The organism is Halolactibacillus alkaliphilus (assembly GCF_900115465.1).
Taxonomy (GTDB): Bacteria; Bacillota; Bacilli; order Bacillales; family Amphibacillaceae; genus Halolactibacillus; species Halolactibacillus alkaliphilus.
Window position 1 is genome coordinate 177,564 of the sequence record NZ_FOWN01000001.1, and the last position, 18,699, is coordinate 196,262.

At 37.7% G+C, this 18,699-nt stretch carries 15 protein-coding genes and 1 pseudogene; 9 read left to right on the forward strand and 7 right to left on the reverse strand.

The genetic code is table 11. The features are described from left to right. Window positions 1–45: 45 nt before the first annotated feature. On the reverse strand, window positions 46–1,785 hold the full coding sequence (locus tag BM163_RS00745) for a methyl-accepting chemotaxis protein (RefSeq protein WP_089799191.1): 1,740 nt from the start codon (window positions 1,783–1,785) through the stop codon (window positions 46–48). 414 nt (window positions 1,786–2,199) lie between these two features. Then, window positions 2,200–3,729, reverse strand: a complete 1,530-nt coding sequence (locus tag BM163_RS00750; RefSeq protein ID WP_170243598.1) for a methyl-accepting chemotaxis protein — start codon at window positions 3,727–3,729, stop codon at window positions 2,200–2,202. A gap of 33 nt (window positions 3,730–3,762) precedes the next feature. Here BM163_RS00750 and BM163_RS00755 point away from each other — a divergent pair, with 33 nt between their 5' ends. Then, entirely contained in the window at window positions 3,763–3,969 is a 207-nt protein-coding gene (locus BM163_RS00755; protein ID WP_089799195.1) for a hypothetical protein, read from the forward strand. Window positions 3,970–4,250: 281 nt separating this feature from the next. On the opposite strand, the gene BM163_RS00760 is transcribed toward BM163_RS00755, so the two are convergent. Both BM163_RS00760 and BM163_RS00765 read right to left on the reverse strand, forming a co-directional pair. Beyond that, window positions 4,251–4,958 carry an HAD family hydrolase gene (locus BM163_RS00760; protein WP_089799197.1) on the reverse strand — a complete coding sequence of 236 codons (708 nt, stop codon included), beginning with the start codon at window positions 4,956–4,958 and terminating at the stop codon, window positions 4,251–4,253. Between the two features lie 131 nt (window positions 4,959–5,089). Further along, complete coding sequence (locus BM163_RS00765) at window positions 5,090–5,416, reverse strand: winged helix-turn-helix transcriptional regulator (protein ID WP_089799199.1); 327 nt, start codon at window positions 5,414–5,416, stop codon at window positions 5,090–5,092. Between the two features lie 167 nt (window positions 5,417–5,583). Between BM163_RS00765 and BM163_RS00770 the strand changes: the two genes are divergently transcribed. Together BM163_RS00770 and BM163_RS00775 are read left to right on the forward strand one after the other, a co-directional pair. After that, window positions 5,584–6,435, forward strand: coding sequence for a VOC family protein (locus tag BM163_RS00770; protein ID WP_089799201.1), 852 nt, complete (start codon window positions 5,584–5,586; stop codon window positions 6,433–6,435). Between the two features lie 27 nt (window positions 6,436–6,462). Then, window positions 6,463–7,053, forward strand: coding sequence for an NADPH-dependent FMN reductase (locus tag BM163_RS00775; RefSeq protein ID WP_089799203.1), 591 nt, complete (start codon window positions 6,463–6,465; stop codon window positions 7,051–7,053). 207 nt (window positions 7,054–7,260) lie between these two features. Here the strand turns inward: BM163_RS00775 and BM163_RS00780 are convergent, their stop codons facing one another. Both BM163_RS00780 and BM163_RS00785 read right to left on the reverse strand, forming a co-directional pair. Beyond that, window positions 7,261–8,118, reverse strand: coding sequence for an alpha/beta hydrolase (locus BM163_RS00780; protein ID WP_170243599.1), 858 nt, complete (start codon window positions 8,116–8,118; stop codon window positions 7,261–7,263). Between the two features lie 49 nt (window positions 8,119–8,167). Then, window positions 8,168–9,769 (reverse strand): PucR family transcriptional regulator, encoded by a 1,602-nt coding sequence (locus BM163_RS00785; RefSeq protein WP_089799207.1) that lies wholly within the window; start codon window positions 9,767–9,769, stop codon window positions 8,168–8,170. A gap of 118 nt (window positions 9,770–9,887) precedes the next feature. On the opposite strand from BM163_RS00785, the pseudogene fdrA reads away from it, so the two are divergent. The 6 genes and pseudogenes from fdrA to BM163_RS00810 all read left to right on the forward strand — a co-directional run. After that, window positions 9,888–11,609: pseudogene (fdrA, locus tag BM163_RS13940) on the forward strand (acyl-CoA synthetase FdrA); the annotation flags it as partial. 60 nt (window positions 11,610–11,669) lie between these two features. Further along, window positions 11,670–12,887 carry a YlbE family protein gene (locus BM163_RS13945; protein WP_229675468.1) on the forward strand — a complete coding sequence of 406 codons (1,218 nt, stop codon included), beginning with the start codon at window positions 11,670–11,672 and terminating at the stop codon, window positions 12,885–12,887. Between the two features lie 2 nt (window positions 12,888–12,889). Further along, on the forward strand, window positions 12,890–13,729 hold the full coding sequence (locus BM163_RS00795) for an oxamate carbamoyltransferase subunit AllH family protein (RefSeq protein ID WP_089799211.1): 840 nt from the start codon (window positions 12,890–12,892) through the stop codon (window positions 13,727–13,729). A 12-nt stretch (window positions 13,730–13,741) separates the two neighbouring features. Next, complete coding sequence (locus BM163_RS00800; protein WP_229675466.1) at window positions 13,742–15,031, forward strand: MFS transporter; 1,290 nt, start codon at window positions 13,742–13,744, stop codon at window positions 15,029–15,031. A gap of 33 nt (window positions 15,032–15,064) precedes the next feature. Further along, the gene (arcC, locus tag BM163_RS00805) at window positions 15,065–16,051 is read left to right on the forward strand and encodes a carbamate kinase (RefSeq protein WP_218029742.1); all 987 of its coding nucleotides are present in this window, start codon (window positions 15,065–15,067) and stop codon (window positions 16,049–16,051) included. Between the two features lie 119 nt (window positions 16,052–16,170). Then, a complete protein-coding gene (locus BM163_RS00810; protein WP_089799213.1) occupies window positions 16,171–17,394 on the forward strand; it encodes a dicarboxylate/amino acid:cation symporter in 1,224 nt (407 codons plus the stop codon). Window positions 17,395–17,846: 452 nt separating this feature from the next. Here the strand turns inward: BM163_RS00810 and BM163_RS00815 are convergent, their stop codons facing one another. Beyond that, entirely contained in the window at window positions 17,847–18,590 is a 744-nt protein-coding gene (locus tag BM163_RS00815; protein ID WP_170243600.1) for an Ltp family lipoprotein, read from the reverse strand. Between the last annotated feature and the right edge of the window lie 109 nt (window positions 18,591–18,699).

An 18,699-nucleotide genomic window follows, 5' to 3' on the forward strand; every position in this document is an offset into this window, starting at 1 on the left:
AAAATTTATGAGCCTGAAGTGACGGATGTAGTCATCGCTAAAAACTTAAAGTTTAAACTGCTGAACCAACGTCTTTAGTTGTTCTGCAAGCTGAGCTAACTCATCAGAACTAGCAGCCACTTCTTCCATTGAGCTACTCGTTTGTTGAATAGAGGCTGAAGTTTGTTCAATACCAGCAGCCGACTCTTCTGAAATCGAAGCGATTTCTTCAATCGATGTATGCATTTTTTGGCTGTTAGAGGTAATTTCAGCTAAATTACTGGAGATTTCTTTTACTCTATCAACCATGTCTGTTAGCGCATGATCAATATTATTAAACGTTTTAACGGTGTCGTTAATTTCTTGACTACCTTTTTCTACTTCCTGATAGCCCGTTTGTAGCGACGTTGTAACGGCTATCGTTTCTGATTGAATGCCATCAACAATTTGAGTAATATCTGTAACAGAAGCTGTTACTTGTTCGGCTAATATCCTTACTTCATCAGCCACAACAGCAAACCCTCTTCCGTGCTCGCCCGCTCTTGCTGCTTCAATTGCTGCATTTAAAGCTAGAAGGTTGGTCTGGTCAGCAATATCTTTAATTACATCGACAAGTTTAGCTACTTCTTTAGAACGTTGATCTAAGCCAGATACTTTTTCCACAGCGTCTTTAACAATCTGATGAATATGAGACATTTGATTGCTTGAGCTATTCATAAGCGTTTGACCTTGTGATGTCATGTCTAATACTTGATTCGATGTTTCGTGAATCACTTTACCTCGTTCATTCGCTTGTTCAACGATATCTGTAAAAGCGGTCATATTATAGGCAAGATCCGTGGAGTGACTCGCTTGATTTTCTGATCCTGATGCAAGTTCTTGCATTGTCACCGCGACTTGTTCTGATCCCGTCCTTACTTCATTGGCTGACTGATTGAGCGTATGACTATGATTAGTCAGCAATTTAGACGTATCAGCCACACTAGAAATCATAGCTCTTAAATTGATTTGGAGATGATTCATCGCTTGAGCTAATTTACCTGTCTCATCCTTTGATTTAAGCGTAAGTTGTTCTTGAGTTAAATCACCTTCTGCAAGCCGGTTCATATGCTCTGTCACAATACCGATTGGTCTCGCAATACTATTTGATAATAACCAGATAACGATGAGTCCAATAAGCAATGACGCACCAATGGTTAATGATACAAAAAGCAATATATGATTCGCTGCTTGATTAAAATCACTCATATAAGTAGAAGCGCTTACAACCCATCCCCAGTTCGGGTCTGCTTTTGAATAGGCAATCCACGGAACAATTTGTGTATCATTATCTGGGTGAGGGAAGTCGTAGTAAGTAATACCACCACCATCATTGCCTATTTGAATCATATTCTGAACAAATTTTACGCCGTTAGAATCTTCAAGTTCCCACGTGTTTTGACCTTCAATGTTTGGTTGTGCTAAGCTTGTTCCTTCATTATCAAGTATAAATATGTAGCCTTCTTCACCAATTTTAATGTTGTCATTTAAAGGGCGAGTCCCATCTGGTTGCCTTTCCCCTAATATAGCAACCTTGACACGCTCTTCGGCTTCTTCTCGGTCAAGTGTCCCCTTTTCCACTTCTTGATTAAGGTGATCAATCATCAGTAAGGCAAACTCAACACTGTTTTTTAAATTTGTCTCACCAGCATCGTTTAAGCTGGTTCTGCTTTGTTGATAACTCATCCCACCTAAAACGATGAGTGGAATCGTTAATAGTAAAAATGAAAGTGCAATTAATTTCGTTTTAATGGATTTGAATGTCATAAAAAACACCTTTCTAATTCTTCTGTTTTAATTTGGTATACATGTTTCCTCGTGTTGGTCTTGCGTGAAAATAAATGTGGCGAATGTTGTTTTATTAATTACAGGACTAGTTTATATATCGGCATTTTGTAAAATGTTTAAAGGAAAATAGTCACTATTACTTTTTGCGTTGAATAGGATCGATCGCTACCAATCAACGCCTTCGCGATTATTAACCTAAGATGTATATGTTCAAATAACTCAGCTCATCTCACCCTAAAATGAATGTTAGGTATGAGATGAGCTGAGTTTAATTGGCATTTAAATTTTGGGTATAGGTAAAAGTGCTGGTGAAATAATTTAAACAAATCTAAAACGAACAGCGAAATTTATAAAGAAGAACGATAGCGTCATATCATTGTTTGTTCACTAGATTTATGAGGCCTTTAAATCATCAATTAACTTATTCAACTGATTCACTTGTTGATTTAGAAAATCAGCCGTCTGATTAGTCTCACTTATTAAGCTATTTTGATCAGTTACTTTAGCTTCTACAGCTTCAGCATAAGTAACTGTCTCTGAAGCAATCTTCGTCAATTGCTCGACTGTTTGTAATACTTCATCAGCATTCGCAGAAATCTCTTCAGTTGTTGCCGCTGTTTCATTTACCTCGCGGTCAACATCTTTTGCGGCGGTTATAATTTTTTCAAACTTATGACGGATGTCTTGAATAGCTGCTTTGGTTTTTGTTAATTCCTTTGTGCCTAAAGTCATCGAGTCATTAGCTTGATGGGCATCTTGTTGAATATCTGAGATAATTGTTGTCACTTGTTCGGCAGAGCTTTCTGTTTGTTCTGCTAGTTTTCTAACTTCGTCAGCCACGACGGCAAAACCCTTGCCAGCTTCACCAGCACGTGCGGCTTCGATCGCTGCATTTAAGGCGAGTAGATTTGTTTGATTTGAAATATCTGTAATTACTGTAATAATGTTTTCAATATCCTTTGAGCGTTCTGTTAGTGAGATAAGTATAGTAGATAATTGCTTAAAATTCGTATCGAAACTCGTCATTTGCTGTGTGGTGTTTTTAAGCATTGTTTGTCCTTCAGTTGATTCTTCAATCATTAGACGAGAAGCATCTACAATGGATCCAGTACTCGATGCAATATGGTGGATGGCTCCAGTCACATCTGTCAGTTTTTCAATGCTTGAATCTGCACCTGTCATCTGTTGATCTGCACCTGTTCGCACGGCCTGAATCGCTTTTTCAATAGTATCCGATAGCGTCAATGTTTCCTTGCTATTGGTGTTAAGAACTTTTGCGCTATCATACACATGATCACTCGTCGTTGATAATTCAGCTACGACACGCTTAAATATATTTTCGTTATGCGTATTCACATCTCTAAGCATACGTATATTTTTTTCTTTTGCGTGAATTTGCAAGATGGTTGCACCAGCAGTGACGAGCAAAAAGACAGCATGAATCATGACCATAATAAACGTGTATGAATCGACACCGTAGACAAAGACTGTCACGACAGGGACGAAAAAGCCAAGTAAATGTTGCATGATAAAAATCGACGTCATAACAAGGACAAGTTTAATGTCTTCATAGTAAGCAAGCATCGCAACGACCATAAAGAGTGAGAAGTGATACTCTACTTGGCCATCACCACCCATAATGGTAGAAATACTGGCGAAGGTCAATGTGAGTGTGATTAATAAAGCAATGCTTTTATGTTCGGGTTTGTATTTAAATAGAACAAAAGACATAATGAATAGTATTATAGGAATAGCTAAAAAAATAATTGAAACAAGTTGAAAATACTCAGGTTTTACGACAAGATCGCCGTGTCCGTGCATATTAGCCATATGAATCAGTTCATAGGTGTGAATGAGATGAACGGCACCCATAATTAAAAGTGTTATAAATGAGAGAGTAAGCATCAATTTGTGTTTTTGCATGGTTGTCCTCCTATAGAATATAAAATAGATTGCATGCATTATATCGACACGTTAGGTGGGATTATCAATGAACCGAGTAGAGATTTCTTACGGAAACGAATACTGGGTTTAGACGCTGATAATACAACACTTAAAGGCGGAGGGATAAATCGTGGGAAGACACATGATTGCAGAAGAAGATTAGAAAATAATGAATTACCTAAACCAAATCATGGTCAAATACGGTTATTAATGGAATGAACGAAGAACATCTGGTGTTTATATGTATAGCGTAGTGAATAGGCAAGGGACTATAACAGAGAATAATAAAAATATTTGGATTAGTTTGTCATGCGCTTCTAGAATCGAGGACATCAACATTAGGAGGAGTTATGTTTTGAGGGATTTTTGATGTGATAGAAAATCTAACAGTAACTACTTATCAATGGTGGCAAAAACTATAAATATGCATGTAGAAGAAGCCTGAGGAATTGTTAATCGATTCTTCAGGCTTTGTCTTTCGATATTTATGAATACACAATTTAAAATCGTTGTGAAAAGTAATCAAGCAATGCTTGTGCACTAAAAACTTCTTCATCAGCCTTTAAAGTGCCGGTCGTATTACTTTGTCGTCTCCGGTGGTTCATCCATACGGCTTGCCATCCGACGTGTTTAGCTCCAACAATATCTTTCTCAAATGAATCCCCAACATAAATGGTTGACTCAGGTTTTGTTGGTAGCTTTTCTTCTATGATGTGAAAAATTTCTGGGTTTGGTTTCGCCATTCCATAGGCACCTGAAATAAAAATATTCTCTTTAGGGATCCATTTTTCAAGTTTTAATTGCTTAATTTTCATTGATTGATGCGTAACTTCACCGTTGGTTAAAATGGCTAAAGTGACGTTTTTAGTACTTAAATAATCTAACAGGGCTTCTAGCTCAGGGAATAGCGTAATGTCACTTTGAGCTTTTTTGTAGTGCTCATCAAATGTCTTCGCTAAGTCATTATCAATAGGAATGTCAAAGTCTTTAAGAGCGTATTTAATCCGTCCTAATTGCCAGTCTAGTACTGTAATTTCCCCGCGTTCACTTTGGTCAAAAAGCTCCTCACTGTATTTTCTACTCGTTCGGTAAATTTGATCAATATCTTCATAACTGTAGTTATCGTTAATCAATTGTTTAAACGTATGATGAAAAGATAATGCTTGGTCATAAAGTGTATCATCAACATCAAAAATAATCGTTGTCATACATTGCCCCTCCTGAATATGTGAATTATCTGCTTCCTTTTAGTATAACGTATGATGAGATAAGTGAATAGAGAGGCAAACAAAAGAGTGAACGGACACGTGACCTTGTCCATTCACTCCTTTTGATTTAATTATTGCTGTGTTTCATCTACTTGCATCCAATCCAAAGCCCATTGTTCGATCGTTTTTAAGATTGGCTCCATTGAGCGACCTTTATCAGTTAAAGAGTATTCAATAACAACAGGCGTATCTGGAATGACGTCTCGTTTCACTAAGCCTTTTTGCTCTAAATCCTTTAATCGGTCAGATAAAACTTTGCCGCTAATGCCAATGGCAGACTGGATCTCATTAAATCGTTGCGTACCATTTAATAGTTGGTAAATGACGAGACCTGTCCAGCGCTGGCTTAAGATAGAAATGGCTTTTTCGAATTTGGGGCAAATGTTTGGTTGAGTCATAGTCATCACCTCTTTTAATAGCATTATAACATATATCGAAACTTAACAACAAATATTAAATTAATTACTTAACGAACATTAATTAATAATATATAGTAAGTTACATAAAGTAAGTTAAATACAAAAAGAAATCAATCCATCATAAAAGATGGAGAGGAGGAAATACAATGGGCTGCCATGAAAAACCAACAACATTTGTCAGCGATGTGTCATTAAAGGTAAGTGATTTACAACGGTCACTCACCTTTTATCAGACGGTTATTGGGTTTAAAGTTTTATCTCAAACAAATACGACGGCTGAATTAACAGCCGATGGTCACACGGTGCTCCTTACCCTGATTCAACCAAAAGATGTGACACCAAAGCATCAGCAAACAACAGGCATGTATCACTTTGCTTTGCTATTACCTGAGAAAAAAGATTTAGCGGATATGATTGTACATTTATCTCGCCACAATATTGACATAGGGGCAGCGGATCACTTAGTGAGTGAAGCCATTTACTTAAGTGATCTAGATGGCAATGAGATTGAGGTTTATGTTGACCGCGATCCTGCTGAATGGACATGGAACGATAATCAAGTCAAGATGGCAACAGAGCCATTAAATATTGAAAGTCTTATGACGCATCGGATAGAAGGTAGTGAATGGCAAGGGTTACCTGAAGAAACAATTATGGGGCATATCCACTTATATGTTGCGGACTTAAATCAAACGAAAGCTTTTTATGTGGAGGGATTAGGACTAGATGTAGCTAGTGTATTTGGTAGTAACGCGCTCTTTTTATCTTCAGGTCACTACCACCATCATGTAGGGATAAATACGTGGAAGGGCGAAGGTTTACCGCCTGAGAAACAGTCGAGTGTTGGTATGCAGTCATTTAAGATGGTTTATTCTGATTCAGTGGTATTAAATGAAGTAGTGACACGCTTAAAAAAACAAGGTGTGATCGTTGATGAGATTGATCAGCGTCTATTTACTAAAGATCCGTCAGGTAATCGGATTGAATTAACGATTTAACGGGAAGAGAGAAAGTAGGAAAATATTATGAGGTTCTTAAAAAAATTATGGCATAAACAATCTGAGGAGGAAAAAAACATGCATGAAAAATTAAACATTGGGATTATTTTAGGAAGTACGAGAGAAGGCCGGGTGAGTCCGCTTGTAGGGGAATGGGTGAAAACTATCGCAGATCAGCGCGGGGATGCTCATTATGAAATTGTCGATATTAAAGATTATCAATTACCACTATTAGGTGAAGGAGACGCACCGGGTATTGCAAAATGGAACGGAAAATTAGCGGAACTTGATGGTTTTGTCTTTATCGTTCAAGAATATAATCATAGTTTAGCCGCATCATTAAAAAACGCTTTAGATTTAGCGCGTGAAGCGTGGAATAATAAAGCGGCGGGTATTGTCAGCTACGGCTCTACTGGTGGCGCACGTGCAGCGGAGCATTTGCGCGGTATTATGGGCGAGTTAATGATTGCCGATGTTCGCACGCATCCAACGTTATCGCTGTTTCATGATTTTACGGGTCAAGAATTTACACCACAAGATGTGCACTTAGAAACAGTGAACCTCATGTTAGACCAAGTTAATGCTTGGGGCAGTGCACTTAAGCCTTTAAGAAAATGAAAGTAAACGGTTTTGAATAATAGATAAAAAAGCTAGGGTGACTCTTATGGAGTGATCCTGGCTTTTTTATTTGATGTGAAAAACTCTTCACCGAATGATGTCTACATCAGTCATTGGCACATTAACGAAATAAACACGCGCAGTCTTTGTAAACAGCCATGTTTTAATAGGAGGGTCAACCCACGGTCTTTTCGACTTAATGAAAACTTAAATAGTGTCAAGCCAAGTAAGTATTTGCTGATAAATAGTGGCACCCGTCACATCCATTGTGTTTCGATCAAAATCATGTGTATCACCATAAACCGTTAAACATGTTGCTTTAGGAATGTTGCGACTCATTTGTTTTGATAGACGGTAAGGAACGTCAGGGTCACCAGTAGATGCAGCCAATATAGTTGGTGGGAGTTGTTTGAGTGCGTCATCAGAAACAGTGTAGGTGTGAATAGGTAAATCAGGCTGTAAATAATGCAACCATTGGCCCTCTTGTCGAGCCTTCAAGTAAAGGTTAAAACGTTCTTGAATGGGGCCATTTGTAATTGGATGTCTAGATTCTAATACTTTAATAAACTGCTCGGGTACTTTAGGGTATTGTAAGTAGTATGGACTTGGCTGATTAAATTCATCAGCTTCAAAACCGGGATAACCGTATAGACTGATAATCGCTAAAGGTGTTATATTCGCTTGCTTTTGTAACATGTCTGTAGTTTTTAGCGCTAAATAAGCGCCGGCAGAACGTCCGAATAAAATGACACGTTGATCCTCTAGGTTGAATACGTCTTGATGATTATTTATATAATACATGCATATCTCGAAAGTTGATTGAAGAATCACGTCGAGTGATACAGCTGGTGCTAGAGGGTAATCACACGTCAATAAATCATAACCAGCTTTTAAAAATTGATCAATATAGACTTGTGGTAAATCATCCCGCTCACCATACAATAGTCCACCACCGTGAAAGTAGAGAATAGTCACATGTTTTCTATTGGCATTGGCACGGTGTAGCGTCATATGTAAATCGATATTATGTGTGGATTGATAGGTGTAGCTTTCTGTTGTGTACATAAAAAAACCTCCTGGTGATACAATCATCAATGTAAAGTCATAGCGTAAATTAATGCAGTAGCTTAAACAATCGAGTAGCGATTTGAATTTGTAAAACATCTTCTGGGTGATCAAAGTTAATGGATAATAGCTCTTTAACTTTATCAATCCGGTAACGAATTGTTTTATGATGTAAAAACAGTCGTTCAGCTGTTTTAGTGTAACTCTGTTGGGTATCAATAAAAACAGAGAGAGTATCAAATAATTCTGGATGATGTTCTTTAAACATCACAATGTTGGGTGAAATAAAGCTCTTGGCTTGGTCTAACTTATCTAAATCAAGTAATAACTTATAAATGCCCAATTGTTGATAATTAAGTACAGAGTTCTCTGGATAAAAGAGATCAAGAATTTTTTGCGTCTTTAACGCTTCGGTATTCGCTCTATGAATGGCTTCTTTACGAACAACTGAGCTCATACTGATATGATAATAATCCTTTTTATACGTTCTCATCACTTGGGCAATCGTGTCATTGATGTTTTTCTCATTGAGTGACTGATCAACTTCACGAAGATTAGCTAATAACACGATGCGGTTCGTATTTTCCATGTAGGCAAACCGGTTGGTGGGCACCTTTAGTTGATAGCGCATTTTTTTTAGTATTTTTGTATAATCTTTTTGAAGTGTATCGACTTGATCTTTTTGATAGAGTTTAACAATGGCCACTTGATAGTAGTCATATTTATCAATGTTTAAGTACTCTAAAATATCATCAACATCTTTTTCTTCTTGTACTCTGTTATTTAATACATCGTTCAAAATATTATTTTTTTGTTGATAGATATTTTGAGACAAGGCATATTTCTTTAACAACTCCATTTGAAGAAACTTGACCGCATTTTCTAAAACCATAAAGTCTTCCTCGCTGACATGATGAGACCATTCATGAATAATCAGTTCATATTCATCATGTTCAAGGCAAGGAATTTGGACACTAATTTGTGAGCCGTGCCTTTGATCATTCCCGATGGTGTAGATGACCTCTCGTCGTTTATAACTATAGAACATGTATTTTTCTTGTTTGATAGCTTGTTTTTTGACGATGTGGTAATGAGATAAGTCTGAGTTAGTCGTTACTTGTGTCTTTTTCAACATATTTAGTAAGGTGAAATCAAAATGAATCATTTGTTTGAATTCTTCCAAAATAGCCTGAATCGACGGCATCTTTAAGGCAATCTGTGTAATCTCACTATGAATTTCATAATAACGATTGAGTAAGGCTACATTTTTATTAATAATCGGTTCTAAAATAGCCAAGACAATGGACTCATACTTAACGTCTTTATCAATTTGGATTAAAAGAATCCCGTGTAAATGGCAACGTTCAATCATTAACTCAGGCACATGGTGCACGAAACGATCGACCTTGACAATAATGGCCGAAATCCCGATCGCTTCCATCTTCTTAAAAAAGTCAATCAACGTCTTTTCTGACAAGTCTTTAAATGCAAATAAGCTCGTTAAAATGACCTGACCCTGTTTCCCCCAATTCTCGATATCAAGTGCTTCTAATACGTTAACGCCGGTAATTTTTTTATCACAACCAGCCTCTCCAGAAATAATTCTCGCTTTTTTTAATGGTTCTAGTCGCAGTAAGTTAAGCGCCTTCATTTTCCACCTTCTTTATCCCTAATGTCTAAAAAAACAATGGAATTCTAGATTTCTTAGCCAATGTAATCTAAAAAACCACATGCTATATTTATCTTACAGTAAACAAGGAGGTTTGAAAATGTTAAAAACAGTCATTAGAAAAAATAGTTATCAAGACTCAATTAATTTGATGCTCTTAACCAATGCTATCAATGGTTTGGAGGGAGTAAAAAAGTGCTCTATTATGATGGGGACAGACGCCAACAAAGACATTTTTAAAAACAGTGGCTTGTTAACAGAAGAAGCAAAAACAGCATCACCGAGTGACATGGTCATTGTCATTGATGCAGAGAATGAGGATATTTTTGAAAACGCTTTATCTGAATCAGAGAAGTTCTTGGCTGATTTAGCTGTTAAAGGTGAAAAAAATGGTTTTGACATAGTTAATAGTTTTAAAGGTGCTCTAGATAAGTTACCCGAAGCAAATCTTGCTTTAGTCTCTATTCCTGGTGAATATGGTGTGGGTGAGATTGAAAATGCTTTAGATCAAGGACTACATGTATTTTCATTTACAGATAACATTCCGCTTGAGGAAGAAGCAAGATTAAAGCGCAAAGCACATGAACAAGGGATTATGTTAATGGGAGCTGACTGCGGAACAGGAATTATTTCTAGTACGCCACTTGCTTTTACTAATGTTGTCAAACCAGGAAATATCGGTATTGTAGGTGCCTCTGGTACAGGTATTCAAGAAGTGACGACGATCATTGATCGTCTTGGTGGTGGCGTTGTTCATGCGATTGGAACAGGTGGACGCGACCTAAGTGAAGAAGTAGGCGCGATTACGGCAAAAGATGCGTTACTTGGATTAGAAGCACATGAACCAACAGACGTGATTGTCTTTATATCAAAGCCACCTGCGAAAAAAGTACGTGATGAAATTGTTGAATTATTGCATAGCTTATCTAAACCAGCCGTGGCTATTTTCTTAGGAGAAAAGCCAGATCATCATGAAGGTGATGTTTACTTAGCGCATACTCTTGAAGAAGCAGCACGTATAGCTGTTGATTTAGCTGAAGGTAAAGTTGTAAAAGCAAGTTATAACCAACCGTTAGCGCATAACGTTGACACTGTTTTACCAGAAGATAAAACGGTTAAAGGTCTTTATTCCGGTGGCACGTTAGCGGCTGAAGCCGGCATGCTTATGTCCGATGCCCTCGACTTAGGTGGTTTAATTAAGGAAGAAGGCTATATCTTAAAAGCCAATGGTTATGAAGTCATGGATTTAGGTGATGACATTTACACGAAAGGTAAACCACATCCAATGATCGACCCGGAAGTGCGTATCGAAAAAATTAGAACGTACGCGAATGATGCAGATACAGGGGTTATTTTATTTGATTGCGTGTTAGGTTATGGCGCACATAAGGATATGGCAGCAGCTCTTTCACCAGCCATTTTAGAAGCAAAATTAACAGCTGAAAAAGCCGGGCGTACATTACATTTTGTTGCAACGGTATGTGGTACAGCACAGGACCCACAAGGTTATGATAAAGCCATTCATACATTAGAACAATGCGGGGTATTTGTTGAAGAAAGCAATGCGAAAGCTGTTCGCCTTGCGCTGAAGCTTAAAGGTATTGACTATGAAACAAGTCAAAAAGAACAACGAGACGCTAAGGTCGTAAAAACACCGTTACCAAAATTAAGTGACGCTAGTCGTGATTTATTCAATACAAAACCGCGTGTCGTTAACATTGGTTTGAAGAGCTTTACCGACTCGATTATTGAACATGGTGGTCAAGCGGTACAGTACAACTGGAAGCCAGCAGCTGGTGGGAATAAGAAATTAATTAAAATCTTACATGCTCTAGCCAAGTTAGAAGAAGTAGAAGAAGGGAATCAAGCAGTTGTTGAACAAATGAAGAATACCCAACCGTTCTTAATCGACGTGCGTCCAGCAAAAAACGTAATTGATGTGTTAAATGATCGTGTTATCCTCCACGCAGGACCTCCGATTGACTTTAAAGATATGACTGGACCAATGCAAGGGTCATGTATCGGAGCAGTATTGTTTGAAGGATGGGCTGAGGATGAACAGAGCGCACGCACGTTGCTTGAAAGTGGCGGAGTTACATTCTCTCCATGTCACCATCACCATGCGGTTGGACCAATGGGAGGTATCACGTCTGGTAATATGCCGGTACTTGTTGTTGAGAATAAACTCGACGGGTCACCTGCTTACTGTACATTAAACGAAGGAATTGGGAAAGTGCTTAGGTTTGGTGCTTATTCACAAGAAGTTGTCGATCGTTTGCACTGGATGAAAGATGTTCTAGGACCAGTTCTTTCAGAAGCACTTAAATATAAAGAAGGCGGCATTAATTTAAATGTGATGATAGCAAAAGCAATCACCATGGGTGATGAGTTCCATCAACGCAATATTGCTGCGTCGCTTAACTTCTTAAAAGAAATTACACCGTTGATTGTGCAATTAAAAATCAATGAAAAAGATAAATTTGATGTGATTAGCTTCCTTGCAGATACTGATCAATTCTTCTTAAATATTATGATGGCTGCAGGAAAAGCAACGGTAGATGCCGCACGGAAAATCCAAAAAGGAACGGTTGTTACAACGATGGCTAGAAATGGTCGTGATTTTGGTGTGCGTATCAGTGGTATGGGGGATGAGTGGTATACAGCACCTGTCAACACGCCAAATGGTTTATATTTCACCGGTTATTCAGAACGCGATGCGAACCCAGATATCGGTGACAGTGCCATTACAGAAACGGTAGGTGTCGGCGGTATGGCGATGATTGCAGCGCCAGGTGTGACACGTTTTGTTGGTGCTGGCGGCTTCACTGATGCACTTGATGTTTCTGAAGAGATGGATGAGATTTGCTTAGCGAATAATGCCAACTGGAGTATCCCGACATGGGATTTTAAGGGTGCATGCTTAGGGATTGATGCACAAAAAGTTATTCAATCTGGCATTACGCCAATCATTAATACTGGTATTGCCCACAAAGAACCTGGCATTGGCCAAGTAGGTGCAGGGACAGTACGTGCACCACTTGCTTGTTTTGAAAAAGCTTTACTTGCCTATGCAGACAAACTGGGCATTGCCGTTGACTGACGATGGTTAACAATATTAAGGGTGGAGTAATCAGTAGTTTATTGCTCCCCCTGATACACAAAATTGAAATAGGCCAAGTACATAGCCTATTTAAAAGAGGCATTAATATCGAATTTGATGATACACATCTTTTTTTAAGTGCAACAACCAAACCGCTCTCTGCATTTGGAATTAATATAGCCCCCAATAAGCTAGAGGATATTAAGCGTTATGTAAAGGTTGGTGACTTGGTCGTTAAAAAGCAGCATGCACTCGTTATTTATAGTGAGTCAGACATTGTGGCGATTCATTACGATGATTTGTCAGTGCTTGATCTTTCTTTTCCTGTAGTGACCTGTCAAAAAAATGCTATACAAGAGACGATGTTATACCGTGTACTAGAGCAAAGTAATTTAACAGAGCATATCGGTTTAGTGATGGATGACACGACAGTGGAAAAAATAAAGCAACTCACGCATTTGCCAAAAAAAGATAAACACGCCCAGCATGCACTTATTGATTATTTTCTTGGACGAGGTATAGGGTTAACACCGAGTGGTGACGATTTACTTATGGGTTATACAATGGCAGTGATGGCTTTCTCAGCCAGTTCGGATTGGTTGGGCAGCTTAGCTTACAAAGTGTCAGAAAATAAAACGACCTACATTAGTATTGCTTATTTTCATGCGTTATTACATGATCATTTAAGTGAAAATTTTGTTGCATTGGTTAAATTATTAGATGAGAATAATCGGGAAATGATTGATAGAGTGATTAAAACAATTCAGAACTATGGTCATACATCTGGTTATGACACATTATATGGCTTCTGGTTAGGGCTAACGATGGTCTCTAAAAGTTGAGGAGGGTTTTAAATGGAACAAGCAAAACAGATGAGTATAGTTGATAAATATAAAGCAGTACCTGTGTCAGAGCGCTATTGGTGGAAAGTTGTCACGTTAGGCTTCTTTGGATGGATTTTAATGTATGCTGACAGAACAATCCTTAACCCAGTTATGGGAAATATAGGGGCGGAGTTTGGTTTAAGTAATGCTCAACTTGGATTAGTTAACAGTGTGTTCTTTTTAGCGTATGCAGTGACACAAATCCCATTTGGTGTCATGGCAGATAAAATTGGTAGGAAATTAGTTATCTCTTTAGGCTTTATCCTTTTTGGGATAACTACATATTTAAGTGGTGCCGCAACAGCCTTTGGTATGTTCATGCTTTATCGCGTACTAACAGGTGTCGGTGAGGGTGCTTATTATGGACCGGGTTACGCGTTGTCTACTGAAGCGATTCCTACAAAGAAATTGACGCTAGGAACGGCAATTATTAATAGTGGGATGGCATTTGGTACCTCACTTGGTTACTTGTTATCAAGTAAATTAGTTCTTGAAAATGGTCAGCACTGGAGTCAACCATTTTATATTATGGCAGTACCAACGGTTATTTTAGGCATTCTTTATTATACTTTATTAAAAGAAAAGGTTGTGCGCCCAGAAGACCAAAATAAAGAAGCAGTCAATAACGGTGATATGAAACAAGGTAGTGTGGGTGAAAAAGTTAGTTTTAAATCAATTATTACAAACAAGAACTTAGTGGCGACGTTTATTTTAGTCTTTTGTTCTATTTATGCAAACTTTGTTATTATTACGTGGTTGCCACAATTCTTACAAGTAGAGCGTGGTTTTGCTGGCACAAGTGTTGGATTTATTTCTTCTCTTGTACCGTGGGCATCGATTCCGGGTGCGTTAATTTTAGCGCGTTTATCTGATAAGTATAGAACGACAAAGAAATTTATTTATTTTCTTGTACCATTGTCTATTATTACGTCATTCGGTATCGCCTTTGTAACCGATCGTACGTTACTCATTGTTGCCTTAATTGTTTATGGCTTAACAGGGAAATTAGCACTCGATCCAATTTTAGTTGCATTTGTAACAAGAAATGCACCGAAAAGTTCATTATCAACGACATTAAGTGCTTATAACTTCATAGGTATGTCAGGGGCAATTTTAGCACCGTATATTACAGGATGGATTGCGGATACAACCGGATCAATGAAAGTAGGTTTTTACTTAGCTTCTGTCTTACTAACCATTGGAATGGTGATCTTTATTATTATGGCAAAAGATAACGAACAAATAGATGAAGCGAAGTAAATGATAAACTATAGAGAGAAAGAGGGAGAAAGTATGATAGAAAATAAAAAAATAATTGTCGCGCTTGGTGGCAATGCTATTCTTTCAGATGATCCGACAGCCGAAGCCCAAATAGCGGCCATTCGACAAACATGCGATCGATTAGTAGATTTAGTTGAGCATAACAATCAATTGATTATTTCTCACGGGAACGGTCCACAAGTAGGTAATCTCTTGTTGCAGCAACAATTAGCAAATAGTGAGAAAAATCCTGCTTTACCGCTTGATGCATGTGTAGCAATGACAGAGGGAAGCATTGGGTACTGGATGCAAAATGAAATGAGTAGTATATTAAAGAAACGCCATATCGATAAATCTGTTGTCTCATTAATCACACGTGTGGAAGTTGATAAAGATGATGTCGCTTTTGAGTATCCTACGAAACCGATTGGTCCTTTTTTAACTGAAGTTGAAGTAGCTGAAGCAAGAGAAGATGGCGGGAAATATATCGAAGATTCAGGTAGAGGTTACCGCAAAGTTGTTCCTTCACCAAAACCCGTTGGTATTGTCGAATGTGATACGGTAAAACAGTTGATTGAACACGGTGTCATTACCATTTCTTGTGGCGGTGGCGGTATTCCAGTTCTTAAGACAGAAGAGGGATACAAGGGGGTTGAAGCCGTAATTGATAAAGACTTTGCTTCGGAAAAACTAGCTGAACAAGTTAAGGCAGATGTGTTTATTATTCTTACGGGTGTAGATCATGTGTACATTAACTTTAATAAGCCGAATCAGAAAAAACTTGAACAAGTGACTACTGAAGATTTAAAACAGTATATTGAACAAGGACAATTTGAGCCGGGTAGTATGTTACCCAAAATTGAAGCAGCTGTTCAATTTGTTGAAGCGTCAGATCATGGCATTGCGATTATCACATCACTTGGCAATCTAGATAATATTCACCAAGGTGCTGGTACGGTTGTAGTTAAACATAAACAAGTCACAAGTAAAGAGGCGTCGATTACAGCTGAAATGTATTAATGCTCGAACAGCTAACTTAATTATGTGTTAAGTTAGAGAAAGTCTGTCAAGATTCTATAAACACTTAGCAGGTGCTAAATATTAGTGCCTGCGTACATATATTTAGTCGGGAGGCCATTATGAAACAGCTAAAATTAAGTATGACAACAAAGATCATGTTGGCGGTAATACTAGGTGTGTTGTTCGGGGTGCTTTCAAATGGCGATTTAAAAAGTCTTAAACTTATCGGTGATATCTTTCTTCGTTTGATTCAAATGGCGATTATTTTACTGGTCATGGGTCAGATTATTGAAGCGGTGGGTAGTTTAAATTCTAAGGAATTAAGTAGACGAGGATTAAAAACAATAGGGATCTTTCTTTGGACATCTTTTTTGGCAGCGTTATTTGGAATTATCATCGGTTATTGGTTAAAACCAGGTGTTGGAAATTATTTGGATACACTAACAAACGGAGTAGAAATAGAAACAAATGCTATTGGAACGGCCTCGGATGTTATTCTAAACTTCTTTTCACCAAATGTTATCCAGTCGATGGCAGAAGGAAGTATTGCACAAATTATCATCTTTTCTGTTTTATTTGGTATGGCAATGAGCATGGTGAGGCATGAATCAGGTGCGCAAAAAGTGCTGGATCTCATTAAAGAATTTAATAAGATTATTTTAAAGCTTGTATTAATGGTGATGACCATGGCACCGATAGGGATATTCGCATTGATTGCGAGTACAATTGGGAAGTTAGGAATGGGCGTTATCATGCCATTACTAAAGTATTTAGGCGCTTACGGTCTTGCTACAGTTATTTTCTTAATAGTATTTACGCTGTATGTTTCAATCACGTGTCAAATTAAATTAGCCAAACTTGTAAGAGGTATGTTTGAAATGTCTGTCGTTGCTCTTGCTACGACATCATCAGCAATTACTTTACCTACGGCGATGAAAGATGCAAAGGAAAAACTAGGGATTAGTGAACGGGTATCGAAGTTTGTGTTACCGCTTGGAATGACATTAAATAGTAACGGTGCAGCGATGCATATGGCTATTACGGTCATTACTATTGCTCAAATATATGGCGTTGAATATAGTTTAGTACAATATATCTTAATAGCTGTCCTATCCATGCTCGTGTCACTTTCAAATGCGGTGGTTCCAGGTGCCGGGCTTGTATCGATGGCAATCATTATCCCGCAAATGGGTCTCCCATTAGAGTCAATTGCTATTTTTGCTGGTGTGGAATGGTTTGTCGGAATGTTAAGAACGATTCTAAATGTCGATTCTGATGTGTATACAGCTTTACTTGTTGCTAAAAGTGAGGGTGATATTGATTATTCAGTGTATGACGAGTGAATATAATTTACGAGTAAAGAAAGTGCAAAAGAACAGATGTACGGGTTATATCATGGCTTTAGCAGTTAAGGCGTTGGAAGGGGAGCCCTTACATTGAGGTATGGTTTATGGAATAATACCTATTAATTATAATTATTTTAAAGGCTATTCATGTCAAAAGTAGGTAGATATAAATGTCATATGGGTATCGCATATAGACGAGATAGAATCAATCAATGGCCGATTATGCAAAATATTATAGCCTTAGATTGATCGATACTTTTGGGTAACAGTTCGGGGTGTTGGAAAGAGACATGCTCATCTTTTGTAGAATAATATTAAACTATTTGTTAGGTATGTTAGGGGCAGAGCCCTAAATACCTGTGGGTTAACTGAAGTGAAAAAGTCGTAGCTTATTAAGGAGCATTGGACTTATGAACATGAAGACGTTCATAAGCCCAATGCTTTGACAGTTAATCTGGTAAATTATTTAGCGCATATTGAGATTGTTCCGCTGTAAAACCTTCAAAAATTAGTTGGTCATATAATCCTTGATCTGAGAAGGAGGAATAATTTAAGTAATCAATTGCGGTTCCTAGTGCTTGTTCATTCCAATCGGCATTAATATTATCAATGGCATACTGTGATTCATTAGCGGTATATTCTTCAAAAATCAGTTGATCGTATAAGCCTTGCTTCGAGAAATGTGAATAATTTAGATAGTCATTAGCAGTATTTAGTGCTTGTTCGTTCCAATTGGTGTCTATACTATCAATGGCATACTGTGCTGCGTCTTCAGGATAACTTTCAAATAAGAGTTGGTCATACAAACCTTGTTTAGAAAAACTACTGTAATTCAAGTAATCATTGGCAGTCTGTAGAGCATTTCGAAACTCTCGTGATACATCAGGTTCATCTGTGCTTGTATCTTTATCAGTAGCAACTTCAGTATTTTGAGATCCATTTTTATCTGGTATAGAAGAGTCGCTGCTATTCGAATCTGCAACATCCTCAGGTTCTAAGTCATCTTTAGAAATTTCTTTGTCAGTCTCCTTATTATCTTCCTGGTCATTCTCGATTTCTGATTCTGCCTCTGTTGTGTCAGTCGCCTCGTTTCCACCTGTAATTGCAGAGACAATAATAACCGCCACAAGCAAAATAAACCACCATTTCTTATAAAACGGTTTGCGTTGTGCTTTTTTGTTTGTGTTTAACATAATAACGCCTCCTAGTTTAATAATTTGTTTTAACATGATAACTCATAGTTCTAGTGAATCATTTGTAAAAAGACTATATTATGACTACAGTATTAAGTAAATACTAGAA